Below are 24,973 nucleotides of genomic sequence, written 5' to 3'. Positions count from 1 at the left end.
CGTGCGCGCCATGCCCGCGACGGGCCGTTGGAGAGCGGCTCGATCATCAACATATTCTTGGACGCGGGCCGCAAGGGCATGATCGGCCAGATGGCGGTCGATGCTGTGCGGATGCGGCCAAGCGCGTGCCCCGCAGCCATTTTCCAGCGTGGGGTAATTGGCAAACGACGTCTTCCCTGCGTCTTCATGATCGTTCTGAACGATCGATAATAAAAATATGTTTGCACCCCATAGGGTCTACATTTATGTGCGAACACATAATGAAAACGTTCACTAACATTTGGAACGGTGTGCGGGCAGGGAATTTCCCTTTCGCCGAGGGTGGAAGGGGATGAGGCGCTTCCATTTTCCGATGGTGGCGGAACCGGCCGCCGAGGGCGCTTTGCGAGGTCGTGTTCGTGCTTTCCTGGAGCGGGAACGGGAGATCGGAGGCTTTGTCCCCGGTGCCGATTGCTGGGTCAGTCGCGCTTCACCCGAGTTCAGTCGCAAGCTGGGCCGCGAGGGCTGGATCGGCATGACGTGGCCGAAGGCCTATGGCGGACATGGGCGGCCAGCGCTCGACCGTTTCGTGGTGACCGAAGAGTTGCTTGCTGCCGGTGCGCCGGTTGCGGCGCACTGGATCGCCGACCGCCAGTCCGCCGGGCAGATCCTCAGATATGGAACCGAGGAGCAGAAGCTTTCGATCCTGCCGCAGATAGCGTCGGGGGAATGCTATTTCAGTGTGGGCATGAGCGAACCCCAAGCGGGGTCCGATCTTGCGGCGATCCAGACGAAGGCGACGAGCACGCAGGGCGGCTGGGTGCTGCAGGGGAGGAAGATCTGGTCGACCGGAGCGCACATCGCCCGTTACATGATCGTCCTTGCGCGAACCTCGCCGCCCGAAGGCAGGAACCGCCACGTCGGCCTTTCCCAATTCCTGGTCGAGTTGTCGCGGCCCGGGGTCGATGTGTCCGGCATCCGCGATATCGCCGGAGCGGTCCATTTCAACGAAGTCGTCTTTGACGGCGTCGAACTTCCCGCCGACGCGCTGCTCGGCGCCGAGGGTGAAGGATGGGCGCAATGCATGGGGGAGCTGGCGATGGAGCGTTCGGGGCCCGAGCGTTTCCTGACGACTTTCATCATGCTCGAAGCGGCGCTGGACACCATCCGCGATCGAATCTCGCCGATCGTCCTGGGCGATCTGATCGCGCGGCTGGTGGCCTTGCGCGCCATGTCGCGCGGCATAGCCCTGCGCCTCCAGAACGGCGAGGATCCCGGCACCGAGGCCGTCATCGTCAAGCAACTGGGCAATGCCTTCGAAAAGCGCCTCTTCTCGGCGATCCGCGACGCCATCGCCTCGAAGCCCGAAACGGAAATTCCTGCCGATCTGCTTTCGCTTAGGGACGAGACCCAATTGCGTCTTCCGTCGCATTCCCTGCGTGGTGGAACGACGGAGATTTTGCGGGGTGTCATCGCTCGCCAGTTGGGTGCGCGCTGATGGACGTGCTGCTCGAACAAACGGCGACGCGGATCCTGTCCGATTTCGCGGATGCGCCCGATGCGCTCTGGAGGGCGTTGGAGGAGAATGGCCTGACCCGGCTGTGGGCCGGCGAAGCCGATGGCGGCTTCGACATGGCGCCCGAGGAGGGCTTCGGGCTGATCTGGCTGGCCGGCGCGCATGCCGCTGCGGTGCCGCTGGCGGACACGTTGGCGGCTGCCTGGTTGCTGAGCGAGGCCGGCTTGCCGGTGCCGTCGGGGCGGATGGGCATCTTCATCGACGGTTGGCAGCGCGGCGTCGCCTTCGGCGATGTCGTGGAGCATGTCGTCTGCATCCGCGATCGATCGGTTTCGCTCCACCGCGGGCCCTGGCAGGGTTGTGCTCTTACGAGCATCGGCAAGGATGCGCTGATCTCGGTGCCGCGGCTCCGTGATGCGCCTGTCGCCGAGGGGGAGATGCAGGCCGATGGAGGGCTGGCATTCGCGGCCCTGGCGCGGGCAGCGCAGATCTGCGGCGCGATCGAGGCAGTGCTGGCCATGACCATCGCATTCGCGGGGCAGCGCGAGCAGTTCGGGCGCCCCTTGTCGAAAAATCAGGCGATCCAGCATCTCCTCTCCGAAATGGGGGCCGAAGCGGCTGCGGCCACCGGCATCGTCGATGCGGCGATACTGAGCGTCCGCAGGGGAGCGGCGCCGGACCTGACGACGACCGCGGCGGCGAAATATCGCGCGGGTGTCGCGGCGGGGATCGTCGCGGAACATGCGCATCAGGTGCATGGCGCCATTGGCTACACCGATGAATATGGGCTGGCGCGCCTGACGCGCCGGCTGTGGCGATGGCGGGAGGATTTCGGAGGCGAAAGCTTCTGGGCCAATATGCTGGGGCAGGCGGCGCTTGCCGGCCCCGGCCGGCTCTGGCCGCGTATCGCCGACGGAGGCCTGGGGTGACAGCTGTACTGTACGAACGATCCGGACGCATCGTCACCTTGACGCTGAACCGTCCCGAGATGCGAAATGCCCTGTCGGGTGATGTGGTCGAGGCATTGGTCGCCGGTGCCAGGAAGGCGGACGCCGACAGCTCTGTAAGCTGCGTCGTCATTGTCGGCGCCGGCGAGAGCTTCTGTTCGGGCGGCAACCTGCATGAGCTTCGCGATCTGACGGTCGGCCAGGAGTTGACCCAGTCGCAGCTCGAGGCCTGGTACCGGGAGGGCATCCAGCAGATCCCGCGGGCGTTCTACGACCTCGACGTCGTCACGATCGCGGCCGTCCATGGCCATGCCATCGGGGCCGGATGCGACCTCGCCGCGATGTGCGACATCCGCGTCGCCGCACCGGACGCTTCCTTTGCCGAGAGCTTCGTGCGCGTCGGGCTGGTGTCCGGCGACGGCGGGGCATGGTTCCTTCCGCGCGTCATCGGTCATGCGCGCGCGAAGGAGATGATGCTGACGGCCGAGCCCGTTGCCGCGCGCAAGGCGCTCGACTGGGGGCTCGTGAACGTCCTCGCGGAGGAAGGCCGGCTGATGGAGACGGCGATGCAGGTGGCGGAGCGGATCGCCGCGCTTCCGCCCAATGCGCTGCGCGGCACCAAGCAGCTCCTGCGCAGGATGGATGAGGCGAGTTTCGGCCGGGGACTCGACGAGGCCACGGCGATGCAGGCGGCCCTGCACCAGCAGCCAGACCACCTCGAAGCGGTCGCCGCGGTGTTGGAAAAGCGGCGCGGAAACTTCACCGGCGCCCTGGGGCGGCAATCGGCTTCCAGTGGCGATCCTTCGGAGGATCAGTGAGATGTCCTATATCATTCGGTTCGATGGCATCGGCGCCACATCGGTCTGGGCACGCGATCCCTATCACGCGATCCGGCACGCCGAACTGTTCGAGCGGATCGGCAAGACCAATATCGTCGTCGGCCCGCCGGATGGCGAAGGCCTGCGGGTGAGCGAATTCCGCAAGCGGCACCGCAATTGAGCGCGACGACGATATTCGGGATGGCGCGGGACGCGCGAGATCGTCGCGCACCCTCATGGCCTTTTTTCATCGACATGGCGACGCGAGCCCCTTTTCCCCGGGTCAGGTGACACATATGCACGACCGTAAGATTTACAGCAGCGATCATGAGATGTTCCGCGACAGCGCGAGGCGCTTCTTCCGGGAGGAAGTAGAGAGCAACATCACGCAGTGGGAGCAGGACGGCATCGTCCCGCGCGCCTTCTGGAAGAAAGCCGGTGCTCAAGGGCTGCTCTGTTGCGGCATTCCGGAGGAATATGGCGGCCCGGGCGCCGATTTCTTCTACAACATAATTTTGTCGGAAGAGGGCGGCTATGGCATCGGCGCGTCGAGCCTCGGCATCTTCATGCAGTCGGATATCGTCGCCTATTATCTTCTGAAGCACGCATCTGAGGAGCTGAAGCGGCGGTGGTTGCCGCCCATGGTTTCCGGCGACGCGATCGGTGCGCTCGGCATGACGGAGCCGAGCTGCGGCAGCGACCTCAAGGCGCTCCGGACGACAGCCCGCCGCGAAGGAGGGGAGTATGTCATCAATGGCCAGAAGACCTTCATCACCAATGGCCAGAATTGCGATTTCGTCGTGCTGGCCTGCAAGACCGATCCGGCCAAGGGCGCCAAGGGAATCAGCCTGATCCTCGTCGAGGCCGACCGGCCCGGGTTTCAGCGTGGCCGTAACCTCGACAAGATTGGGCAGAAATCGGCCGATACGTCGGAGCTGTTCTTCAGCGATGTCCGTGTTCCCGCCGGCAATCTGCTGGGGGAAGAGGGGTGCGGCTTCGCGATCATGATGGAGGAACTCCCGCGCGAGCGGCTGACGATCGCCTCGCGCGCGTTGGGGGAAAGCCAGCGGGCGTTCGAGCTTACCGTCGATTATGCCAAGGAGCGGCAGGCCTTCGGACAGCGCATCATCGATTTCCAGAACAGCCAGTTCACCCTGGCGGATATCAAGACGAGCCTGGCGCTCGGCTGGGCATTCCACGACCAGTGCCTCGCCAAGATCGAGGACGGCACGCTGACGGTCGAGGAGGCGGCCATGATCAAGCTGTGGGCCACCGAGAACAACAGCAAGGTCATGGACAAGTGCCTCCAGCTGTTCGGCGGTTATGGCTACATGACCGAATATCCCATTTCGCGCCTGTACGTCGACAGCCGGGTCCGTCGCATTTTCGGGGGTTCCTCGGAAATCTGCCGGATGATCATTGGTCGCTCGCTTTAGCCGATGCCGTACATGCACCCGCTTGGCTCCTACTGGCCGCCGATTCGAGAAATACGATAACGATAATAAACCATTTTGACGTTAACAGATTAAATAGCTGTATTTATATAGTATATTCTCCGGATATATCTGTTGCAAATCTGAAAACGTTGAATAACATAAATTGGACTGGCGGGGCATGGCGGTAACGCCGGCGCGTGGTTCCCCATGTGGCTGGTTGAGGGAGAGGGAAATGGCTGTGCCTGCGGTGGCTGACCCGGCCGAAGATTCTGCGGGGCGGGAACCGGTGTGGAATTTAGGCCCTGGCGCACATCAGTGCTGGTATCCCGTGGCCCTGTCGTCGAGCGTGCCGGAGGGCAAGGTCCTGGGCTGCGAGATCGGCGACGGCCGGATCGTCCTCTATCGCGGGGACGACGGCGTGATCAGGGCGATGTCGGCCTTCTGCAAGCATATGGGCGCGGACCTGAGCGTGGGAGGCGAGGTCGTCGGCAACGGCATTCGCTGCCCGTTCCACCATTGGACCTATGGCGATGACGGCCGGTGCAAGCATATACCCGCGGGCGACGAGATTCCGAGGCGCGCCAATCTGTTTCATTTCCCTTCGCGGGAGCAATTCGGGCTGATCTGGGTCTTCTTCGGAAAGGCGCCCCTTTACGAGCTCCAGACCTTCGAGGATTTCGACGAGGAAAAGCACGTCGCGCGCTCCTACGAGGTGCAGCTCAGCGACAAGCTGGTATCCGAGCCCTGGATGTCCACGACGAACGTCTTCGACATCGTGCACCTGCGGTTCCTCCACAAGGTCAACATCACCAATTCCGAAGTCGAGGAAATCGATCCCTATCGGCGCCGCATGTCGTGGGAGGCCGACATGGGCGACAAGGCGGCCGGCGGGCTGCGCCTGGAAATCTATGTCTATGGCGTGAATTCGCTGCGCACCAAGGGCGATCAGGGCGGGCGGCTCAAATGGTATATCGCCGCGAGCGTCCCTTCGGTGCGTTTGGGGACCCGGTTTTTCCTGACCATCATCACGACCAAGGAAGCGGGAGCCGTGGAGTTCCTCGACCGGCAGGCGGCGATGCACACCCAGATCCTCGACGAGGACACCCCGATCCTGAACAATATGCGGCTCGAGGACCTCCTCATGGTGCCGTCGGATCGCGCCATGACGCGCTTCATGCGCTCGGTTCTCAAATATCCGCGCGTCACCATGAGGGAGCTCGAGCGCTCGGTGCAGGCGGAATAGCGTCCTCAGAGAGGCGGGCATAGCGGTGGATCGGCCGCCTCGCCCACCCGTGTCGCCGGGGCGCCGCGCCGCCGAGGCTGACGATCGAGTGCGCGTGATGCGAACGAAAGCGGATTACCGAGTGCGTTTATGGCCGTATAACCGGCGATCCTGCCATGCCGTCCATCGAGGTTCCATGCCGTGCCGCGCAACACTCTGAAACCATTGGACGCCGAAGCCGGCAGGGAGCCGGGCCTCGATCGGCGCGAGAAGCTTCTGCTCATTGCCGCCCGCTTCTTCCTGACCAAGGGCTATTCCGCCACGTCCATTGACGAGATCGCCGAGGCCGCGGGGACGACCGGCCCGGCACTCTACAGGATATTCGACAGCAAACAGGATATTCTCGACCAGCTTTGCCTGACCGGCATGGAGATGCGGTTGCAGGCCATACAGGAGTCGATCGACCACCATCATGGCGATCCCCATGCCACTTTGCGGAAACTGGTGAGGGTGCGGATAAATTTCGCTTTCGGCGCGTGGGGCGCGCAGGCCCCGATCACCTTGGCCGAATATAAATATCTGTCTCCCGCGGCCGCCCGGCAGATCGACACTGCCAGCGAGATAAGCCTGTCGGAGTGGCTCAGGTGCCTCGCGCAGATCCGGCCGCAGACCTCCACGCGCGAGCTTCTGGCGACCATCTACGCTGTACTCATGGAGATCACCTACGTTGCGCTTCACATCGGTGATCTCGATCTCGATCAGGATGCCAAGGGTATTCTGGAACGGACCGCTATGGCGGGTTTGATCCCCGGCCAATAGCGGTCGGCATCTGATTGCTGGCTTAGTGGAACAGGACCATGGACAACGTTGTCAAATCAGCAGCGAGAGTGTTCGAGGTTCTCGAATATTTTGCGGAGCGGCAGAGCGCGGCATCCGCCGACGAGGTGCGGCAGGCGCTTGGCTATCCGCAGTCGAGCACTTCCGTCCTGCTTCGTTCGCTCGCGTCGCTCGGATATCTGACCTACGACGCGTATAATCGCAGGTTCCGGCCGACCATTCGTATCGCACTGCTCGGCGCATGGCTGGTCGAGGAAACCGATGGCGGGCGAAACCCGACGCAGGCGATGCGCAGCTTGAGCGCGGCCACAGGTGACATGATCATTCTGGGCGCCATGCACAAGCTGGAGGCTGTTTACGCGAAGGTCCTGCCCGCGACCAACCCGGTGCGCTTCCATATGAAGCAGGGCGCGCGGCGGCCGATATGCACCACCGCGATCGGGCGGTCACTGTTGTCCAGCAAGACGGATCGCGAGATCCGTGCGATCGTCCGCCGGCTGAACGCGGAACGCGAAGAGGGCAGCCCGCTGCTCTCGGAGGCCCAGGTTCTCGACGGTGTGAACGAGGGGCGCAGGCTTGGCTATTTCGTCACCAAGGGATCGGCAACGCCCGGTGCGGGCGTCGTCGCCGTGCCGATCGGCACATTGGTGGATGAGCCGCCCTTCGCCATCGGCATCGGAGCGCCGATCGACCGGATCGAGAATGATTGCGAGCGTTTCGTCGAGCTCCTGAAAAAGGCGGTGAGCTAGCCGCGTGACGGTGTTGGGACAGGGGGCGAGACGCCTCCAGCCCTTCCGGGATGCTTCGGCCTGGCGGGGATCGGCCCGGCTCACCGGCCAATATTCAAAGACCAATATCGGCCGCGTGGTCGCGGCTTCATCAATCGAGGAGAGACACAGCATGACCAACCTATCTGGAAAAGTGATCATCGTGACGGGTGCCGCCGGCAATCTGGGCGGCTGCATGGCGAAGCTGCTGGCCGAGCGCGGTGCGGAACTGGTGCTGTCCGACATCGATGCGGCGGGGGTCGAGCGGCGGTGCGACGAAATCGCCGCGAGCGGCGGCGACGCGATCGCCCATGTGACCGACGTTACCCAGGAGGAGCAGGTTCGCGACCTGGCGGCCTTTACGGTCAGGGAGAAGGGGGGGATCGACGTGCTGGTCAACAACGCCGGCCTGCTCGGCCAGGAACATCAGATCCAGCTCGCGGACCTTGACCCGGCGCTGTGGGACCGCACCATGAACGTCAACCTCAGGAGCGTCTTTCTCACGAGCAAATTCACCATTCCGCACCTCATCGAGCGGGGCGGTGGCTCGATCATCAACATTTCGTCCGCAGCTTCCGTGGCCGGCTATCTGATGTCCAACGCCTACGCGGCGTCGAAGGGCGGCGTGAACGTGCTGACCAAGTACATCGCCACCCAATATGGCAAGCAGAATATCCGCTGCAACGCTGTGCTGCCCGGCATCCATCTGGGCGAGGACGCCGTCGCGCGAACGGCGGCGCACTCGCTGAAGAACCTCGCCGAACATTGCATGCTGCCGCGGCTCGGCGTACCCGAGGACATCGCGAAGGCGGTCGCCTTCCTGGCTTCGGACGACGCCTTCTACATCACTGCCCAGCTGTTACAGGTGGACGGCGGCTTGCTCGATCACGCACCGCAGATGGCCGAAGCTCGCAACAATGACGGCTTCTATCGGAGCCAGCTGGCTCGACCTTCGTAGCATCGAGGCTGGAGCAGGATCGGTAGAGGAAGCGCTTCGCGCCTCCACCGACGCACGTTTTCGCGGCATGCCGACGCGCTGTGGAATGATCGGCCGAGTGCTGGAGGCCTCGACGACATCGAGGATCGCGTAAGTGTCGCAGGCCTTGTCGGCGATGACATGACCGGCATTGAGTCCGCTCGGGAGCGTTCGCTTCGCCCTTGGGCACGCCAGCAATCCTGTCGGCCAGTCCAGATTGTACCTGAAATTCGACGAATGCACGAAGAGCAGGCTCGATGACCTGCGGCGTTCGCGTCTGTTCTCCCTTCTCGGCAATCCGAACCGTCTGGAGCGCATATCCGAACGGTCTGACGGGACATGGTAAGAACGACTCACAGGGTGTAAATATCCAATAACATAATGGTGAACTCCGTCGGGGTGGTGATCGGGGAAAGGTGGCCATCAGCTGCTCCTAGGAATCCGGCGGAGGCAGCCATATCTCATTCCAAATTCCTATTCTTCCAAATTTTATCAGATAAAATCAGTAATTTGTACTGAAAATAGGGAAGCGAAAAGCCAATTGAGGGTGGATCATATTTGTAATTTCATCGCACCTGGTATCCCAGATGGTGCCAAGCCATGTATGAAGAGCAGGCATTGATTCGCGGAACGATTGCGAACATAATGATTAACAACCGGAGAGGTCGGGGTGAGCGACATCGTCAAAGCCAAGCAAGAGGGTCGCGGGTTCTATTCCAATGTCCGCGACCCGCACCTGAAATGGTCCAAGCGGGGACTGAACGCCCGCACATGCACCATCTCGCTCGGACCGGACGGGGACCAGGATGCGCCGGTTGCGGCGATCATATGGCTGAACAGCGGCCCGGGAGATCCTTTGCGTGGGCGACATTCCCATTCGTGCGACGCGATCAATCTCGTCGTCGAGGGCGGCATGTACATGGACGGGATATGGCTGCGCCCTGGCCAGGCGAAGATCGTGCCGGCGGATACCAACTATGGCGACGCGACCGTCACCGGCGAGGGCTGCATATTCCTCGAGATTTTCGGCGATCATCACGGCGCCCGGCCCGTCTACGACGAACCGGAAGAGATGGCTTACTGGAACGAGGTTCATGGGAATGTGCTGGACCGGTGAAGCCGGCGCCTCGCGCGCGACGCGGGACTGAGGCGAAGCACGCCTCCGCGACCGTGTCCGGGCCAAATATTCAAAGCGGTATGAGCTGGCCGACAGGGGCCGCAGACCACCGCAGACCAATGGAAGGAAAGTTATGAGCAGCGATTACAAGATCATTTCATCCGACTCCCATGTGATCGAGCCCTGGTTCCTGTGGCAGGAGCGCCTGCCGGCGAAGTTCCGCGACCGCGCGCCCCGCCTGCTCCATGGCGACGATGGCGACAAGCTCGTCTGCGAGGATATCGAGATGCCGCCGATCGGTACCGCGGCCGGCGTTTTCCGCGGCAACAGCGAGGTTCGCCAGACCGGACGGTGGGAGGAGGACATCCCTCCATCGGCCTATGATCCCGATGCCAGGATCAAGGAGATCGATCGCGACACGATCTGGGGCGAGGTGATGTATCCCACCTTCGGGCTGGGCTTCTATGGAATCGATGACGCCGAGTTCAAATGGGCCTTGCTCCGCGCCTATAATGACTGGCTCGCCGACTTCTGCAGCGCTCACCCGAACCGGTTCAAGGGCATTGCGATGCTCGCGAACGACGATCCGGCGCTCGCGGTCGAGGAACTGGAGCGGGCCAAGAAGCTCGGACATGTCGGCATCATGATCCCGACTGTCGCGGGCGAGGGTGTGCCCCAATATCATGAACGCGGGATGGACGTGCTGTGGGAGGCCGCGGTCGCCAACGACATGTCGATCAACATCCATGCCGGCACCGCGCGCGAGCGGAACAAGAAGACCAGCCTTATCCAGGTATCGGGCGGGCGCAACCCGACCAAGTCGCCACTCAAATACGAGGTCTTCGTACGACCCATGCTGAACATGATCTTCGGCGGCGTGTTCGTACGTCATCCGAAGCTCAAGTTCATCTCGGCGGAGAACGAAGCAGGCTGGGCGACGCATGTTCTCGAACGTGCAGACTTCGAGTGGCTGCGTTATCAGAATGTCGCGGTGAAGGACTTCGAAGGTCGCATTCCGGAAAAGCCCAGCGATTATTTCAAGCGTAACATCAAGCTTACTTTCCTGCGCGACACGGTCGCCATCCGCACGCATGACCTACTCGGAACCGACACGCTGATGTTCCAGACCGATTTCCCGCATGGCATCAGCACCTATCCGAACTCCCGCCAGATGTGTGACGACATGTTCGCCGGTGTCGACACCGCCGTCCGGGACAAGATCGTCTACCAGACCGCCGCCGACCTGTACGGCTTCTAGGCCGCAGACAGGCGTCAACGCAGTTCGCACCCGGAATTTCAGGAGAGGATAATGTCAGATCGGCGATCGGTGGATATCGCGAGGTTCAACGAGATCGACGACAGCTGGGTGCGGACGGGAGGCCTCTGGTCCCGGTGCATCTTCATCGGAAAGTCGCACAGCCCCGACTCGCCAGTCGGCATCGCCATCAAGGCGGATCGGGAAATCGGCGATCGGGTGGCGGGCAGGCGCTCGTTCGATACCACCACGATGATGGTGGTGCTGTCGGGCACCGTCATGCACGACGACAGGTGGATGTCGGCCGGTGATTTCTATGTCTCCCCGCCGAACGAGGTCAGCGGTAATCTCGTCTTCGGTTTGGAAGGGGCGACCGTCTTCTTCATGTTCGACAACCGGTCGGGAATGGTCCCGACTTTCGAGGACGAGCGTGACCAGGCCAATTTCGATCGGGACTTCCGGAAGGAAGTGGAGGCGGTCGCAAGTGGCAAGGCCGAGGTGACGGTCCCCATCCTGCCCCTGCGCGAGGATTATACCAGGGGAAGGGCGGTGGTCTTCCGGACGCTTGAACAGGTGGAGGCGTACCGCCGCCAGACGGGAACCGAGTGGTGATGAAGTGGACGAACCGGCATGGCTAGAAACCGCCGCCCTCTGAGGTCGATATGTCTGAACCTCAAGGAAGGGAATGACATCGACGAGCTGCGGACGGCCTATCTGAGCAAGGCGGATGCGGTCACCCATGAACTGGAAGATCATTGCCCGGCCCGCTTCAAGGATATCGCGCGCAGCAATATCCGCCAGGTCATCGATGAGCGCGGCAAGGAGAAGCCGACCTTCGTGCGGACCAGCACGGTCGACGATCCGGCGTTTCTGGACGATCTGGAAGCGATCGTATCGCCCAATCTCTATGGCGTGATGGTTCCAAAGGTCCGCAATGACGAGGACCTCCGGAAGTGCGATTATCTGCTGAACCTGATGGAGGCGCGCGCGGGCCTGCGGCAGGGTGCCATCTGCATCCTGCCCTTGCTCGAGACGGCGAACGGACACCGGGTCGCGTACGAAATCGCCAGCGCGTCCGACCGCGTCGAATATATGATTTCGGGCACGAACACGAACGGCGACCCGGCACGGTCGATCGGCTATCAGTGGACCCGCGAGTGTACCGAGACCCTGTATATCCGCCAGAAGATCGTTCTCGATGCCCGGTCAGCAGGAATGCAGTGGCCGGTCTGCAGCAACTGGAACGCGATGGACGATCTGGAGGGGCTGGAGAGCTTCCTGATCCAGAACCGCCAGATCGGCTATTTCGGATCGTTGTGCAGCCCTGAACCCACCTATATCGATATCGTCAACCGGGTCTTCACGCCGCCCCAGGAGGAAGTCGATTTCTGGGGCGAGATCGTCGCGCTGCAAGAGGAGCATGACGACGACGTCAAGATCGACGGCAAATGGTATGTCCGCAACAAGCTGCTGTGGGGCCGCCTTCGTCTCGATCTGGCGGCGCGCTTCGGGGTGCGGCCCAATCTCGAAAAGCGCCGGATGAAGCTCGATCAGGTCGGCGGCCTGGTAAAGGATGCGGAAGCGGAGAGGGTCGGCAATGCCGGCACCGCTCATGTCTGAACTGTCCGGATCATTGGAGCCCGGTGCGAAGGATGGGAGGCCGCGGGGCGGATCGACCGTCCCTCCCGCTCCTGTCAATGAAAGCCGCCAAATGGATGCGATGACGGCCATCAAGGCGCGTAACTATCCGAAGCGCGAAGGGCGGGCTTCGACGACCCTGGACGACTTTCTGGACCTCGCCGGCAGCCGGCCGGATGACATCGCGCTGGTCAGCTATCTGGCCGGCAGGCCGGAACCCGCGACCCTCACCTATGGCAGGATGGCCGAACTGGTCGACAGGCTGGCGCTGAGGCTCATCGAGCTCGGGGTCAGACCGAGGGAGTTCGTATCCTTTCAACTTCCCAATCGCTGGGAATTCGCCATTGCCCATCTGGCGACCATCCGGATCGGGGCGATCTCGAACGCGATCATGCCGATCTATGGCAGGCGCGAGGTCCGCTTCATGCTGGAGCGGACGAAAAGCCGCGTCTGCATCGCGCTGAAGCGAACGCCAAGGACGGAGCCGGGCAAGATGCTGGCCGAGTTGCGGGATGAGCTCGCAACGCTCGAACATCTGATCCTGATCGACGATGACGAACCCGGGCTGTCGCTGGAAAGCCAGCTGGCGGGCGTCACCGTCCAGAAAGCCGCGCGCACGGACCTGGATCGGCTCCGGCCGCATCCCGACGATGTCGAGGCAATCCTGTTCAGCTCGGGGACAACGGGCGAGCCGAAGGCCATCCTCCACAGCTTCAACTCGATCTACCGGGCGACGGCCAACTCGTTCGGCGCGATGGGGATGAGTAGCCGGGACGTGGTCCTCATGTCCTCGCCGCTGGGGCATGCGACCGGCTTCTATTTCGGCCTGGAGATGCCCCTGATCTGCGGGTGCAGGATGGTGTTCCAGGATATGTGGAACCCGGAAGAGATGCTGCGCATCATCGAGCGCGAGCGGGTGACCTGGACGATGGGCACGGCTTCCTTTGCCGAGGATGCCTGCGATGCGGCCGAGCGGATCACATATGATACCTCGTCGTTTCGCTGCTTCGTGTGCGGCGGCGCGCCGATCCCGCCCAAGCTGGTCGGGAGGACCAGCCGGTTGCTAGGTGCGCAGCTGATTCCCAGCTGGGGCATGACCGAGGCCGGGATCACCACGATCGGCCGCTTCACCGACAGCCCCGAGAGGCGCGCATCGAGCGCGGGCAAGCCCGTCGACGGGGTGGAGGTACGCGTGGTCGACGGTGCGGGCGACCCCCTGCCGCTTTGTACGTCAGGCCACCTCCAGCTTCGCGCCACCGGCCAGCATGTCGGGTTGTTCATGAACGACGAGCTTTACGCCGCTTCGTTTCAGGATGGCTGGTTCAACACCGGCGACATCGGCGAGATCGACGAGGAGGGCTACGTCCGGATCGTCGGGCGCTCCAAGGACATCGTGATTCGCGGTGGCGAGAATATTCCCATCATCGAGATCGAGAACCTCATCCGCGACATCCCTGCAGTGAAGGAGGTGGCGATCGTCGGTGTTCCCGACGCCCGGCTGGGCGAACGTTGCCACGCGGTGCTCGTGCCACGCGTCCCGGGGCAGGAAATAAGCTTGAAGGAGGTGGTCCGTCATCTCGAGGCACTGGGCGTGACCAAGCAATATTGGCCCGAATATCTGACGGTGGCTGACGATCTGCCCCGTACCGCCAGCGGCAAGATCCAGCGGTTCGTCATTCGCAACCAACTCATCACGACGGATAACGATTGATGAACTTCGACGACATCATCTATGAAGTGTCCGAAAGCTTCGCGACGATCACGATCAACCGTCCGAAGGTGCTCAACGCCTTCACGGGACACACCGTGCATGAACTGACCCAGGCGTTCATGCTCGCCTGGTCCGATCGGTCGGTGCGCAGCGTCATCCTCACCGGCGCCGGCGACAAGGCGTTTTGCGCGGGCGGCGACCAGTCCAGACGGGAGCATGGCGGCTATGCGGGCCAGCGCGAGGCGCGTTCGGACCTGGGCATAGATATCGAGGCGCTGCATTCGGTGATCCGCGACATTCCCAAGCCGGTGATCGCGGCGGTGAATGGCTATGCGATCGGCGGGGGCCATGTCCTGCATGTGATCTGCGACCTGACGATCGCCTCGGATCAGGCGCGGTTCGGCCAGATCGGCCCGAAGGTCGGCAGCGTCGATGCCGGCTTCGGTACGGGCTATCTCGCCCAGTTGGTGGGCGAAAAGAAGGCGCGCGAAATCTGGTTCCTGTGTCGCCAGTACAGCGCGGCCGAGGCGCGTGAAATGGGGTTGGTCAATGCCGTCGTCCCCCAGGAAAGGCTGATCGAGGAGGCGCGCGCCTGGGCAAGGGAAATTGCCCAGCTCAGCCCGACCGCCATCAAGCTCGCCAAGCAGTCTTTCAACATGGCATCCGAGAAGTTCCGCGGCGTGGAGGCGTTCGCGTCCTCCGCCCTGGCGCTCTACTACGATACCGATGAGGCCATGGAGGGACGCAATGCCTTCGTGGAGAAGCGTCGGCCCGATTTCGCCAAATTTGTGAAATAGTCGCGGCTGAGCCCTGGCCGTTACGGGAAGCCGGCCGCCCCCAATAGCCGCGGGTCAGGAAGCAAGACGGCGAAGTCGTTCAACGGCGTTTTCCCGTTGCTCGATGGAGGGAAATGCAGGCGAGCCGAAGAAGGCGAAATCCGTCACCGATCAGTTCCGGAAATTTCGCCGGCGGAGCAGCGAGCCGTGCGTCTTGATCGCCTCGACCAGCGCGAGCGCCGGACCCCGGCGTCCCTGCCGGCCCGCGAGCACGACGAACTCGACATCGCCGAGCGCCGGGAGGTCCGGCGAATGGACCTCCTTGAGGCCTGGCGGAACGAGCGACCGGGCATGGGGAGCGACGCCCAGGCCGGCCGCGACGGTGGCGTGGACGCCGCTCTGGGTTCCGCTGGTGCAGACGATGTGCCAGCTGCCGCCGATATTCTCGAGTGCCGCCAGGGCCGCCGTACGGGTGATCGCTGGTGGAGACAGGACGATGAGGGGAATGGGCGCCTTGCCGTCCAGGACGAAATCGGGGGCGGCGATCCAGACAAGCGGCTCCCGCCAAACCAGATCGCCGGTGGTGTCGCCGGCCGCTCGCTTGATGAAGGCGAGATCAAGCATCCCGAGCTCGAGCTTCTCGCGCACCGTCTCGCTCAACTCGACGACCAGCTCCAGGGCGATGCGGGGATGATCGGCGGTGAATCGTCGCAACAGTTCCGGCAATCCGGCGAGAACGACGTCCTCGGTTACGCCGAGCCGGACCGATCCGCTCAGGTCCGCCTTCGCGAAATGGCGCAATGCCCGTTCATTGGCGTCGAGGATCGAACCGGCGAAGCCGAGCATGGCCTCGCCATCGGCGGTGAGCCTGACCGAATGCGTGTCCCTGATGAAGAGGCGTGCGCCGACGGCGGCTTCGAGCTTGCGTACATGCTCGCTCACCGTCGATTGCCGCAGATTCAGGCTCGCCGCCGCCGCAGTGAAGCTGAGCGTGCGGGCGACGGCGGCGAAGCTCTTCAGCCATGAAGGGTCGAGCATGGGGCGGGATATTTCCATATGCGATAACAGTAATCACGGTTATCCGGATTTACAATTGCAGGGTTCTGCGCGATCTGAAGTCATGAAAAAGATCCTGCAATTCTTCGATCCCTATGTCGGCCTGATGCTGCTGATGATCGCGCTCGCGGCCGTCCTGCCCGTCCATGGTCAGGGGGCGGCTATCGCGGCGACGACGGCGGATGTTGCGATCGGCTTCCTGTTCTTCCTCTATGGCACGCGGCTTTCGCCTCAGGCAGCGCTGGCCGGCCTCGTTCACTGGCGGCTGCATCTCGCGGTCCTGCTATGCACTTTCGCCCTGTTCCCCATTCTCGGACTGGGTACCAGCCATCTGGCGTCGGGGCTGCTGCCGCCGACGCTGCTGGCCGGCGTGGTGCTGCTTTGCCTGATGCCGTCCACGGTACAGTCATCGATCGCGTTCACGTCCATCGCCCACGGCAATGTCGCGGCGGCGTTGTGCGCGGCTTCGCTGTCCAATTTCCTGGGTGTCTTCCTCAGTCCGCTGCTCGTGGGGTGGCTCCTTCAGTCCAGTGGCGTGGTGCTGTCCTTCGATGTCTTCCGCGACATCACGCTGCAGCTGCTGGCGCCGTTTCTGATGGGGCAGCTTCTTCGTCCCTGGCTGAGTGGTTGGATACAGCGTCACAAGCGCGTGCTGGGATATGCGGATCGTGGCTCGATCCTGCTGATCATCTACGTCGCCTTCTCGAAGGGCATGGTGCAGAATGTCTGGGGCGAGGTGGCAGCCGTCGACCTGGTGATCCTGCTCGTCCTGCTGACCGTGCTGCTCGGCGTCGTGCTTCTCCTCACCCGCTTCATCGGCCGGCGGCTCATGTCGCTGTCGATCGAGGATGAGATCGTCCTGCAGTTCTGTGGATCGAAGAAGTCGCTGGCGAGCGGATTGCCGATCGCGAGCCTGCTGTTCCCAGGGCCGCAGCTGAGCCTGATCCTGCTGCCGTTGATGCTGTTTCACCAGATCCAGCTCGTCGTCTGCGCCGTATTGGCGAGGCACTATGCCGCCGCGCCGGGCCGGAACCTTCCCGCCTGACATCATCGCGAGCCGGAGCGGACGCGCAGCGGCCGGCGTGGGAGTTCCGACCCGTCGGGCAGCCCCTCAGTCGGACCAATGCCGGACGACCGACTCGATCGGCGCGCGGGCCAGCGGTGAAGGCTTGGGTTCGGTGCCGATATAGAAGAATCCGATGATGGAGCCGTCCCTGCCGCAGCCCAGGCCTTCGCGAACGATGGGATGATAGGCGGCCGATCCGGTCTTCCAGTTCGAGCCGAAGCCGAGCGCCTTTGCCGACAGCATGAGATGGGCCCCCGCTGCCGCCGCGGCAAATTGCTGCTCGATCACGGGTACCTTGCTCGCGGGGTCGGCTTCGCAGAGCAAGGCTATGATGACGGGTGCGCGCATGGCCTTCGCCCGTGCGCTCTCGAGTTGCGTTTCGGACGCCGCCGGGTCGGCGTCCTGCTGCACTCTGGCGAGCAGGTCGCCGAACCGCCTTCGTCCGTCGCCCCGGATCACGACGAAGCGCCACGGCCGAAGCCGTCCATGGTCGGCCGCACTGACCGCTGCCTTCAGGATCGAGGCAAGCTGTTCCTCGGATGGCCCAGGCTCCACCAGCTTGATGGCGGAGGCGCGCGTCGTCAGCAGATCGATCAGCGTCGCCGGGGCGGAACTCGGAGTGTCTATGTTCAAACTGTCCTCGCGATCTTGGGATTCAGATAAAATTTGGCGAGCAGCCAAAAGTTATTGACCGTTATTGTTATTCACGGGCGGTGTGCGAGAATCAAGAATTTCCGGGACGGACTGCATCATATCAGTGATATCGCCTGACAGACGGAGTTTCAGGTGCCACTTCCGGCAGGTTTTGGAGATGTGGCCAAAAGCTGCGGTTGCATGGATTGGTATATAGTTATTTGGTGTTCATGGATGATGAGGGGGTGGCGTGGAATGTCGTGACGTGACATGCAAGGCCGGCCGGGGCGAGGCGGCATGGCTTTGCACGGATTGTGCACCTACGAAGTGGCCGCGCTTCAATGCCGGGCGGGGCGTCCTGGCCCTGACGAGCGGTCGCGCCGAATATGCCGGTATCGGAGAGGAGTGAGGCCGCTTTCCGACGCGGCGCCGGGGATGTTGAGCTTTCGCGTCGGATCGCGCCATATGGCCGACGATATTGCATCGGGATGCCTGGAGGAAGAATTTGGCTGAGAACGTGCGAAAGCGAAAAAAGACGGCGTCACGTCAGGCGGAATTGCTGGAAATCGCGGCGAAGATCTTTGCCGAGCAAGGTTATAAAGAGACGGGCATCGAAAGCATCTTGAAGCAGGCAGGCCTTACCGGCCCCGCCCTGTATCGGCATTTTTCCAGCAAGCAGGAAATCCTGGATACGATTTGCGTCAATTCGATGGCGTATGGACTTGGCCAACTCGTGGCGATCGACGATGACGAGACGCTGGCCCCGGAGGAAAAGCTCAGGCAGCTTTTGAAGGTCCGTCTCGATTATCTGTTTGGACCCTCCGGCCAATCCCACATCCTGTCTGTAAGCCAGGTGGCGCATCTTTCCGACGCCGCTCGCGAGAAGATCGTAGCCATGCAGCGGGAGTACAGGGCTCGCTGCGGGGCCATGCTGAAGCTTCTCCGTCCCACCGTCACCGATGGCGAGCTCAACGTGATATTCTTCTCCATGCAGCAACTGACTCTGTACGGCATCTGGCATTACAAACGGCGTAGTTTGATGCCCGCCCAGGAATATCGCGAGTTGCTGGAACGGATGATGTGGAACACGCTGATGGCCTAGCTCTCCTGCTGTTCCGTCATCGCGCCGACATTGCCGACCTAATCGCGAGGTACGTCCGGCACATCCTCTCGGCGGTCCCGATATAGAGCGGCGCGAGCGAGGAGCATGAGCGTGACGGGGGTCGTCAGCGTCACGAATACCGCGATCAGGATCTCGTGGACGACAGGCCGGGACTGCAGCACCGAGAAGCAGGTTATCGACGAGACGAGGATGCAGGCCGTCCCCAGGGTCGGGCCCAGGGTCGGGGGGTGAACCCTGTCATAGAAGCTGCCGAGCCTGATCAGTCCGATCACCCCGATCAGGGTGATCGATGCCCCGAGCAGAACGAAAATCCCGACGATCAGGGCGGCCCAGGCCGGCAGGTCGGGTGCCTGGCTCATTCGATCACCTCTCCGCGCATGAGGAACTTCGCGAGAGCAACGGTGCCGGCGAAGCCGACCAGGGCAATGACGAGCGCTGCTTCGAAGAACAGGGTGCGTCCGGTCTGGATGCCATAGGTGAGCAGCAGCAGCATTCCCGCCAGGTACAGCGCGTCGAGGCCCAGCACCCGGTCCTGCGCACGCGGCCCGCTCAGAATCCGGAATGCGGCGCCAGCCATCGCGACGCCGAGGATGACCTGTGACGTGGTGATCGCCATTGCGAGCAGGAATTGGGTCATTCGAAGATTTCCATCAGCAATTTCTCGTAGCGATTCTTGATCAGTTCGATCCAGGCTGCCTCGTCGACCAGATCCAGCACATGGATGAGGATGCGGCCGTGGCGGGGGTCGTGCTGCAGCCACAATGTGCCGGGCGTCGCGGTGATGATAATGGCCAGTGTCGCCAGCGCGTATCGGTTGCGCAGATCGGTCGGCAGCTGGATGAAGCCCGACTTCCGCGCGGCCGGGTTGAAAAGGACGATCCTGACGACGGCGATGTTCGACCGCACGATATCGGCGACCACCATACCCGCGAGCTTCCAGAACGCCCGCCCGAAGCGGATGCGGGGCGGCTCCGGTGCCAGCGAGAGCATGACCCTTGTCACAAGCAGCGCGATGCCCGCGCCCAGCAGGATATGCCCCGGCGAAAAGCCGGAGAGCAGCATCCACATGATGAACAGCGCTGCGGTGAGCAGCGGAAAGGGAAGGAGCCGCCTCATCCCGGGCTTCCGCCCGATCGAGGCGCCGTCCTCACGGCGTCGATATAGACTGCGGGATCGCTCAGCACGTCGGCGGTCGCCTTCATGTAGCGGAAGAGCGGCCCCGACCAGATCATCAGCGCGAGGCAGACGGAGAGCAGGATCCCGATCGGCACGACCTCGATCACGCTGAGCCGGGCCGGCGAATCCTCGGCCGGGGTCCATATCAGGTCTATGCCTGCCCGCGTCAGGGCGATCATCGTGGCGAGACCGGACAGAATGACGAGACCGATCAGGATCCAGGCGGTCGGCCCGATGGCATCGGCGCGGAACAGCGCGTCTATCAGGGCGAACTTGGCGATGAAGCCCGACAGCGGGGGCAGCCCGGCCAGCAGCAATGTGCAGAAGATGAAGCCGCCCCCGAGCACGGCGATGGTGCCCGGGATGACGATACCGATCTCGTTGTCCTCCTCCTCGACCGCGCCGGTATATTCGTCGTCAAACACCGGCTCGGCGATGCCGGCGATCATGTCATCCTCATCGGCATTGCGCTCCACCGGCTCGATGATCAGGTACAGCGCGCCGACCGCGAGCGTCGAACTGACGAGGTAGAAGATCAGCGCCGCCGTCAGCGCGGCGCCGCCGATACCAATCGCCGCGAGCAGCGTGCCGGAGGAAACCAGCACATAATGGCCCGCGACCCGGGAGAGGGTTCTGGTCGCCAATATTCCCAGGATGCCGAACAGCATCGTCGCGAAGCCGGACCAGATCAGCCACTGGTCGGTGAAATCGGCCGCACTTCCCGAGGTGGCGCCGAACAGCAGCGAGGACAGTCGCAGGACGATGTAGATGCCGACCTTCGTCATGATCGCGAACACCGCCGCGACGGGCGGGGCCGCGGCGGCATAGGTGCGGGGCAGCCAGAAGCTGAGCGGCCAGGTGCCGGACTTGACGAGGAAGGCGATGCCCAGGATCGCTGCGCCCGCTTCGAGCAGCATGAGGTCTGCCGCCGGGACGGCGGGGACGCGGCTGGCGAGGTCCGCCATGTTGAGCGTCCCGGTCACCGCGTAGATCATCGCCACGCCGATCAGAAACAGCAGCGAGGTGACGATGTTGATCGTGATGTAATGGAGGCTCGCCTTGGTCCGTTCCGCGCCCGCACCGTGCAGGATGAGGCCATAGGAAGCGGCCAGCAGCACTTCGAAGAATACGAACAGGTTGAAGATGTCCCCGGTCAGGAAGGCGCCGTTCAGTCCGGCGAACAGCAGCAGGAACAGGGCATGGAAGCGTGGCCCGGACCTGTCCCACCGGGCCAGCGAGTAGAAGAGTGCGGTGAAGCCGAGGACGCTGGTGAGGAGCAGCATGAGGGCGGACAGCCTGTCGGCGACCAGGACGATCCCGAACGGCGCCGGCCAGTCGCCCACCAGATAGGCCCGTGGCCGCGCGATACCGGTATCGAGGCGCCCGTCCGCCTGCCAGAGCAGCAGTCCGGCGATGATGATCAGCGCAGCGGTGGCGCCCAGGCTGAGCGCCCGCTTCAGCGTCCGCCGCCGTTCGTCGAAGGCCAGCATCAGCGCGCTGACCACGATCGGAAGAAGGATCGGCGCCACGATCAGATGGTGCATCCAGCCGTTCATCGCTCGTCATCCTCGCCGTCGACATGGTCGGTGCCGGTCAACCCGCGGGCGGCGAGCAGCACCACGAGCAGCAGCGCCGTGGTGGCGAAGGAGATGACGATGGCGGTCAGGATCAACGCCTGCGGGATCGGATCCGCGTAGAGCGCGGGATCGACGGCGCCCTTGCCGACGATCGGCGGAGCATCGCTGCGCAGGCGCCCGGCGGCGAGGATGAACAGGTTGACCGCATAGGAGAGCAGCGACAATCCCAGCACGACCTGGAAGGTGCGGGGGCGGAACAGCAGCCAGAGTCCGGAAGCCGTCAGGACGCCGATGCCCAGTGCGAGTACGGCCTCCATCAGACGATCTGCCCGATATCGTGATCGGGAGCGACGGCATCGGGCTTGGGGGCCGCTCTCGGTGTGCGGATCGACTGGTGCGCGAATGCGATGAGGATGAGCACCGTCGTGCCCACCACGACGGCGAAGACGCCGATATCGAACAGCAGCGCGCTGGCGATCGGGACATCGCCGATGATCGGCAGCGTGAAATAGCTGAAATAGGTCGACAGGAAGGGGAAGCCGAACAGCCAGGCAGCCATGCCGGTCGTGGCGGCGAGGAGCAGGCCAACGCTGATCCAGCGGACCGGATGGACGTTGAGCCGGGCTTCCACCCAGCGCGTGCCGTTGGCCATGTAGAGCAGGATAATCGCGATCGAGGCCGTGAGCCCCGCGGCAAAGCCGCCGCCGGGCAGGTCATGGCCGCGCACGAGCAGATAGAGAGCACAGGTCAGGATGACCGGAAACAGCCACTCCATGATGACCCGGGGCACGAGGAGATAATGTTTGGCGGTGTCGCCGTGCTGGCTCCCTTCGCGCGCGCCATCGGAGGCGTTCTGAACCTTCTGCTGGTCCGGTATCTGCGTGCTTTCCGCGGCGGGCCTGAAACGCCTGAGCAGGGTGAACACGGTCAACGCGACGATCGAAAGCACGGTAATCTCGCCAAGCGTGTCGAACCCGCGGAAATCGACCAGAATGACGTTGACGACATTGGCGCCGCCGCCGCCGGGATAGGCCTGTTCCATGAAGAAGCGGGAGATACCCTCGGGCGCCGGGCGGGTCATGATCGCATAGGCGATCGCGGCCGCACCGGCGCCGCCGCATATCGCCAGGAGGAGATCGCCGCCCCGCCTGAAGCCGACGCTGAAGGGTGTGCCGATATCGGCCGGAATGTGCCGCGATCTCAGCGGGAGCCAGCGCAGTCCAAGCAGCAACAGGACCAGCGTCACCGTCTCGACGAGCAGCTGGGTCAGCCCGAGGTCGGGCGCCGACAGCCAGATGAAGCTTATGCAGGTGGCCAGGCCTGCGATGCCGACCATGATCAGCGCAGCCAGGCGGTGAAACTTCGCGCGGACCGCCGCGCATATCGCGGCGACGCCGCCCAGGCCCCAGAGGACGGCGAACACAGGGTCGATCACCGTGCCGGGAAGTGATCCGAGGCTGTAGCCGAGATTGATGAAGGGGAGCGCGCCGGCCACGATGGCGGTGACGATCAACAGGCGCAGCTGGACCTGAAGCCGTCGCGTGCCGACCAGGCCGTAGAGCTTGCGCGCTCCCTGGATCGTGGCTGCCAGCACGGTTTCGAACGTCCGCCGGCCTTTGATCCATCCGATGAGCGGGGATATCGCGGTGCGGTTCAGCCGCGCGCCGAGCAGCCCGTAGAGCAGGACGCCCCCCACCAGCGCGATCGCGCTCATCAACAGCGGCATGCTGAAGCCATGCCAGACGGCGAGATCGTAGAGAGGCGTCCTGTCGCGCAGGATCGAGCGCGCGGCGATGTCCAGCAGGGGGCCGATGGTCACCGCCGGAATGATCCCGACCAGCAGACAGAGGACCACGAGGATTTCGATCGGCAGGCGCATCCAGGGTGGCGCTTCGGCCGGGTTGCGTGGCAGGTCGGCCGGTGGCGGTCCGAAGAAGGCCTGGTGAATGAAGCGCAGCGAGTAGAGCACGCTGAACATGCTGGCGAGCGTCGCCAGCACCGGCAGGAGCTGGTCGAGAATGGTGCCGCTGTGCACCTCCAGCGCTTCGGCGAGAAACATTTCCTTCGACAGGAAGCCGTTGAGCAGCGGCACGCCGGCCATCGCGGCGGCGGCGACCATCGCGAGCGTGGCGGTGATCGGCATGAAGCGCGCGAGCCCGCTCAGCCGGCGCAGGTCCCGGGTTCCAGTCTCGTGGTCGATGATGCCGGCCGCCATGAACAGCGACGCCTTGAACGTCGCGTGGTTCAGGGTGTGGAAGATCGCCGCCACCGCGCCAAGCGGGCTGCCAAGGCCCAGGAGCAGGGTGATGAGGCCGAGATGGCTGATCGTCGAATAGGCCAGCAGACCCTTAAGATCATGCTGGAAGATCGCCGCCCAGGCGCCGACCAGAAGCGTCGCCAGGCCGGTCGTCGCCACGATCAGGTACCAGCTTTCCGTGCCCGCGAGGACGGGCCAGAGGAGGATGAGGATGAAGATGCCGGCTTTGACCATCGTGGCCGAATGCAGATAGGCCGACACCGGCGTCGGTGCCGCCATGGCGTGCGGCAACCAGAAGTGGAACGGGAATTGCGCACTTTTCGTGAACGCGCCGATCAGGATGAGGATCAGCATCGGCAGATAGAGATGGTGGCCGCGGATCAGGTCCCCCGCCATCAGCACCTGGTCGATATCGTAGCTGCCGGCAATCCTGCCGAGCAGCAGGAAGCCGACCAGCATGCACACGCCGCCCGTTCCCGTGACGATCAGTGCGATCCGGGCGCCGTCACGCGCGCTCTGGTTATGGTGCCAATAGCCGATCAGCAGGAAGGAGAAGAGGCTGGTCAGCTCCCAGAAGAAGATGATCTGGATGAGATTGCCGGACAGAACGATCCCCAGCATCGATCCCATGAAGGCCAGCAGGAAGGAGAAAAACCGGGGAACCGGATCCTGCGGCGACATATAATAGCGGGCATAAAGCACCACCAGCGCGCCGATGCCGACGATGAGCATGGCGAACAGCCATGAGAAGCCGCTGATCCTGAGCGTGAGGTCCAGCCCGAGCGAGGGCAGCCAGGGCTCGGCATGGCGGACAACCCGACCGGCCGAGATCTCGGAATAGAAGCCGGCCAGCAGCCCCGCCGCCAACAGGGCGACCGAGCCCGCGAGCCCCGCCGCCCAGTTGCGCGCGCGGGCCGGCAGGAAGGCCGAGATCAGGCTGCCCAGGAAAGGAAGCGCGAGAATCAGGGCGACTGAGCTCGCATCGGTCATTCGTCTGGATAATCCATATTTTTACTCGACCGCCATTGAGCGGCCGCCGCCCTTATGGGTGGAAGCGGCCGGAAAGGGCAAGGCTTCGCTGTCGCTGTCG

Annotated in this window: 25 protein-coding genes; 17 read left to right on the top strand and 8 right to left on the bottom strand. The window is 63.3% G+C overall.

From position 1 onward, the window contains the following. Positions 1-331 precede the first annotated feature (331 nt). The 15 genes from CMV14_RS19965 to CMV14_RS19895 all read left to right on the top strand — a co-directional run bounded on the left by CMV14_RS19965 (position 332) and on the right by CMV14_RS19895 (position 15,016). Complete coding sequence (locus tag CMV14_RS19965) at positions 332-1,477, top strand: acyl-CoA dehydrogenase family protein (RefSeq protein WP_066966211.1); 1,146 nt, start codon at positions 332-334, stop codon at positions 1,475-1,477. Continuing rightward, positions 1,477-2,424, top strand: a complete 948-nt coding sequence (locus CMV14_RS19960; protein ID WP_066966208.1) for an acyl-CoA dehydrogenase family protein — start codon at positions 1,477-1,479, stop codon at positions 2,422-2,424. Before CMV14_RS19965 ends, CMV14_RS19960 begins: the two co-directional genes overlap by 1 nt. Beyond that, the gene (locus tag CMV14_RS19955; protein WP_066966205.1) at positions 2,421-3,260 is read left to right on the top strand and encodes an enoyl-CoA hydratase-related protein; all 840 of its coding nucleotides are present in this window, start codon (positions 2,421-2,423) and stop codon (positions 3,258-3,260) included. The genes CMV14_RS19960 and CMV14_RS19955 overlap by 4 nt, the downstream gene beginning before the upstream one ends. A 1-nt stretch (position 3,261) precedes the next feature. Next, complete coding sequence (locus CMV14_RS19950; RefSeq protein ID WP_066966203.1) at positions 3,262-3,441, top strand: hypothetical protein; 180 nt, start codon at positions 3,262-3,264, stop codon at positions 3,439-3,441. A gap of 115 nt (positions 3,442-3,556) precedes the next feature. Then, positions 3,557-4,696 (top strand): acyl-CoA dehydrogenase family protein, encoded by a 1,140-nt coding sequence (locus CMV14_RS19945; protein ID WP_066966200.1) that lies wholly within the window; start codon positions 3,557-3,559, stop codon positions 4,694-4,696. 328 nt (positions 4,697-5,024) lie between these two features. Continuing rightward, complete coding sequence (locus CMV14_RS19940) at positions 5,025-5,939, top strand: aromatic ring-hydroxylating oxygenase subunit alpha (RefSeq protein ID WP_066966197.1); 915 nt, start codon at positions 5,025-5,027, stop codon at positions 5,937-5,939. 180 nt (positions 5,940-6,119) lie between these two features. After that, positions 6,120-6,737, top strand: a complete 618-nt coding sequence (locus CMV14_RS19935; RefSeq protein WP_192876299.1) for a TetR/AcrR family transcriptional regulator — start codon at positions 6,120-6,122, stop codon at positions 6,735-6,737. Between the two features lie 38 nt (positions 6,738-6,775). Next, a complete protein-coding gene (locus CMV14_RS19930; protein WP_083215977.1) occupies positions 6,776-7,504 on the top strand; it encodes an IclR family transcriptional regulator in 729 nt (242 codons plus the stop codon). A 151-nt stretch (positions 7,505-7,655) separates the two neighbouring features. Then, on the top strand, positions 7,656-8,480 hold the full coding sequence (locus CMV14_RS19925; protein ID WP_066966188.1) for an SDR family NAD(P)-dependent oxidoreductase: 825 nt from the start codon (positions 7,656-7,658) through the stop codon (positions 8,478-8,480). A 688-nt stretch (positions 8,481-9,168) separates the two neighbouring features. Beyond that, positions 9,169-9,615 (top strand): hypothetical protein, encoded by a 447-nt coding sequence (locus CMV14_RS19920; protein ID WP_066966185.1) that lies wholly within the window; start codon positions 9,169-9,171, stop codon positions 9,613-9,615. 133 nt (positions 9,616-9,748) lie between these two features. Next, positions 9,749-10,873, top strand: coding sequence for an amidohydrolase family protein (locus CMV14_RS19915; protein WP_066966182.1), 1,125 nt, complete (start codon positions 9,749-9,751; stop codon positions 10,871-10,873). 51 nt (positions 10,874-10,924) lie between these two features. Beyond that, positions 10,925-11,482 (top strand): hypothetical protein, encoded by a 558-nt coding sequence (locus CMV14_RS19910; protein ID WP_066966180.1) that lies wholly within the window; start codon positions 10,925-10,927, stop codon positions 11,480-11,482. A gap of 18 nt (positions 11,483-11,500) precedes the next feature. Then, positions 11,501-12,490, top strand: coding sequence for an HpcH/HpaI aldolase/citrate lyase family protein (locus CMV14_RS19905; protein WP_066966177.1), 990 nt, complete (start codon positions 11,501-11,503; stop codon positions 12,488-12,490). Positions 12,491-12,590: 100 nt separating this feature from the next. Continuing rightward, positions 12,591-14,219 (top strand): AMP-binding protein, encoded by a 1,629-nt coding sequence (locus CMV14_RS19900; protein WP_176489123.1) that lies wholly within the window; start codon positions 12,591-12,593, stop codon positions 14,217-14,219. Continuing rightward, positions 14,219-15,016 carry an enoyl-CoA hydratase-related protein gene (locus CMV14_RS19895; protein WP_066966171.1) on the top strand — a complete coding sequence of 266 codons (798 nt, stop codon included), beginning with the start codon at positions 14,219-14,221 and terminating at the stop codon, positions 15,014-15,016. The genes CMV14_RS19900 and CMV14_RS19895 overlap by 1 nt, the downstream gene beginning before the upstream one ends. Before the next feature lie 150 nt (positions 15,017-15,166). Here CMV14_RS19895 and CMV14_RS19890 read toward each other — a convergent pair whose 3' ends face one another. Beyond that, positions 15,167-16,033, bottom strand: a complete 867-nt coding sequence (locus CMV14_RS19890) for a LysR substrate-binding domain-containing protein (protein ID WP_066966299.1) — start codon at positions 16,031-16,033, stop codon at positions 15,167-15,169. Positions 16,034-16,115: 82 nt separating this feature from the next. Between CMV14_RS19890 and CMV14_RS19885 the strand changes: the two genes are divergently transcribed. Continuing rightward, positions 16,116-17,096, top strand: a complete 981-nt coding sequence (locus CMV14_RS19885) for a bile acid:sodium symporter family protein (RefSeq protein WP_066966168.1) — start codon at positions 16,116-16,118, stop codon at positions 17,094-17,096. A 66-nt stretch (positions 17,097-17,162) separates the two neighbouring features. On the opposite strand, the gene CMV14_RS19880 is transcribed toward CMV14_RS19885, so the two are convergent. Next, positions 17,163-17,798 carry a nitroreductase family protein gene (locus CMV14_RS19880; protein WP_083215975.1) on the bottom strand — a complete coding sequence of 212 codons (636 nt, stop codon included), beginning with the start codon at positions 17,796-17,798 and terminating at the stop codon, positions 17,163-17,165. A gap of 457 nt (positions 17,799-18,255) precedes the next feature. On the opposite strand from CMV14_RS19880, the gene CMV14_RS19875 reads away from it, so the two are divergent. Continuing rightward, entirely contained in the window at positions 18,256-18,852 is a 597-nt protein-coding gene (locus tag CMV14_RS19875; RefSeq protein WP_066966166.1) for a TetR/AcrR family transcriptional regulator, read from the top strand. Between the two features lie 38 nt (positions 18,853-18,890). Here the strand turns inward: CMV14_RS19875 and mnhG are convergent, their stop codons facing one another. Genes mnhG through CMV14_RS19845 form a run of 6 tightly spaced genes read right to left on the bottom strand, consistent with a single transcriptional unit; the run spans position 18,891 to position 24,873 of the window. Then, the gene (mnhG, locus tag CMV14_RS19870; RefSeq protein ID WP_066966163.1) at positions 18,891-19,232 is read right to left on the bottom strand and encodes a monovalent cation/H(+) antiporter subunit G; all 342 of its coding nucleotides are present in this window, start codon (positions 19,230-19,232) and stop codon (positions 18,891-18,893) included. Next, positions 19,229-19,510 (bottom strand): K+/H+ antiporter subunit F, encoded by a 282-nt coding sequence (locus tag CMV14_RS19865; RefSeq protein ID WP_066966160.1) that lies wholly within the window; start codon positions 19,508-19,510, stop codon positions 19,229-19,231. Before CMV14_RS19865 ends, mnhG begins: the two co-directional genes overlap by 4 nt. Next, positions 19,507-19,989: a Na+/H+ antiporter subunit E gene (locus CMV14_RS19860; protein WP_066966157.1), complete on the bottom strand. Its 483-nt coding sequence runs from the start codon at positions 19,987-19,989 to the stop codon at positions 19,507-19,509. The genes CMV14_RS19865 and CMV14_RS19860 overlap by 4 nt, the downstream gene beginning before the upstream one ends. Then, positions 19,986-21,605: a monovalent cation/H+ antiporter subunit D gene (locus CMV14_RS19855; RefSeq protein WP_066966154.1), complete on the bottom strand. Its 1,620-nt coding sequence runs from the start codon at positions 21,603-21,605 to the stop codon at positions 19,986-19,988. Before CMV14_RS19855 ends, CMV14_RS19860 begins: the two co-directional genes overlap by 4 nt. After that, positions 21,602-21,943, bottom strand: coding sequence for a Na+/H+ antiporter subunit C (locus CMV14_RS19850; RefSeq protein WP_066966149.1), 342 nt, complete (start codon positions 21,941-21,943; stop codon positions 21,602-21,604). Before CMV14_RS19850 ends, CMV14_RS19855 begins: the two co-directional genes overlap by 4 nt. Continuing rightward, complete coding sequence (locus tag CMV14_RS19845; RefSeq protein ID WP_066966147.1) at positions 21,943-24,873, bottom strand: monovalent cation/H+ antiporter subunit A; 2,931 nt, start codon at positions 24,871-24,873, stop codon at positions 21,943-21,945. Before CMV14_RS19845 ends, CMV14_RS19850 begins: the two co-directional genes overlap by 1 nt. Positions 24,874-24,973: the final 100 nt, after the last annotated feature.

Source organism: Rhizorhabdus dicambivorans, from assembly GCF_002355275.1.
GTDB lineage: Bacteria > Pseudomonadota > Alphaproteobacteria > Sphingomonadales > Sphingomonadaceae > Rhizorhabdus > Rhizorhabdus dicambivorans.
This window is presented reverse-complemented; position numbering and strand designations above follow the sequence as displayed.

Bases quoted from the DNA above. Each gene is read 5' to 3' on its own strand.
- CMV14_RS19965 (WP_066966211.1), top strand. From the start codon at position 332: ATGAGGCGCTTCCATTTTCCGATGGTGGCGGAACCGGCCGCCGAGGGC.
- CMV14_RS19960 (WP_066966208.1), top strand. From the start codon at position 1,477: ATGGACGTGCTGCTCGAACAAACGGCGACGCGGATCCTGTCCGATTTC.
- CMV14_RS19950 (WP_066966203.1), top strand. From the start codon at position 3,262: ATGTCCTATATCATTCGGTTCGATGGCATCGGCGCCACATCGGTCTGG.
- CMV14_RS19945 (WP_066966200.1), top strand. From the start codon at position 3,557: ATGCACGACCGTAAGATTTACAGCAGCGATCATGAGATGTTCCGCGAC.
- CMV14_RS19930 (WP_083215977.1), top strand. From the start codon at position 6,776: ATGGACAACGTTGTCAAATCAGCAGCGAGAGTGTTCGAGGTTCTCGAA.
- CMV14_RS19925 (WP_066966188.1), top strand. From the start codon at position 7,656: ATGACCAACCTATCTGGAAAAGTGATCATCGTGACGGGTGCCGCCGGC.
- CMV14_RS19915 (WP_066966182.1), top strand. From the start codon at position 9,749: ATGAGCAGCGATTACAAGATCATTTCATCCGACTCCCATGTGATCGAG.
- CMV14_RS19910 (WP_066966180.1), top strand. From the start codon at position 10,925: ATGTCAGATCGGCGATCGGTGGATATCGCGAGGTTCAACGAGATCGAC.
- CMV14_RS19905 (WP_066966177.1), top strand. From the start codon at position 11,501: ATGGCTAGAAACCGCCGCCCTCTGAGGTCGATATGTCTGAACCTCAAG.
- CMV14_RS19900 (WP_176489123.1), top strand. From the start codon at position 12,591: ATGACGGCCATCAAGGCGCGTAACTATCCGAAGCGCGAAGGGCGGGCT.
- CMV14_RS19895 (WP_066966171.1), top strand. From the start codon at position 14,219: ATGAACTTCGACGACATCATCTATGAAGTGTCCGAAAGCTTCGCGACG.
- CMV14_RS19890 (WP_066966299.1), bottom strand. From the start codon at position 16,033: ATGCTCGACCCTTCATGGCTGAAGAGCTTCGCCGCCGTCGCCCGCACG.
- CMV14_RS19885 (WP_066966168.1), top strand. From the start codon at position 16,116: ATGAAAAAGATCCTGCAATTCTTCGATCCCTATGTCGGCCTGATGCTG.
- mnhG (WP_066966163.1), bottom strand. From the start codon at position 19,232: ATGAGCCAGGCACCCGACCTGCCGGCCTGGGCCGCCCTGATCGTCGGG.
- CMV14_RS19865 (WP_066966160.1), bottom strand. From the start codon at position 19,510: ATGACCCAATTCCTGCTCGCAATGGCGATCACCACGTCACAGGTCATC.
- CMV14_RS19860 (WP_066966157.1), bottom strand. From the start codon at position 19,989: ATGAGGCGGCTCCTTCCCTTTCCGCTGCTCACCGCAGCGCTGTTCATC.
- CMV14_RS19855 (WP_066966154.1), bottom strand. From the start codon at position 21,605: ATGAACGGCTGGATGCACCATCTGATCGTGGCGCCGATCCTTCTTCCG.
- CMV14_RS19850 (WP_066966149.1), bottom strand. From the start codon at position 21,943: ATGGAGGCCGTACTCGCACTGGGCATCGGCGTCCTGACGGCTTCCGGA.
- CMV14_RS19845 (WP_066966147.1), bottom strand. From the start codon at position 24,873: ATGACCGATGCGAGCTCAGTCGCCCTGATTCTCGCGCTTCCTTTCCTG.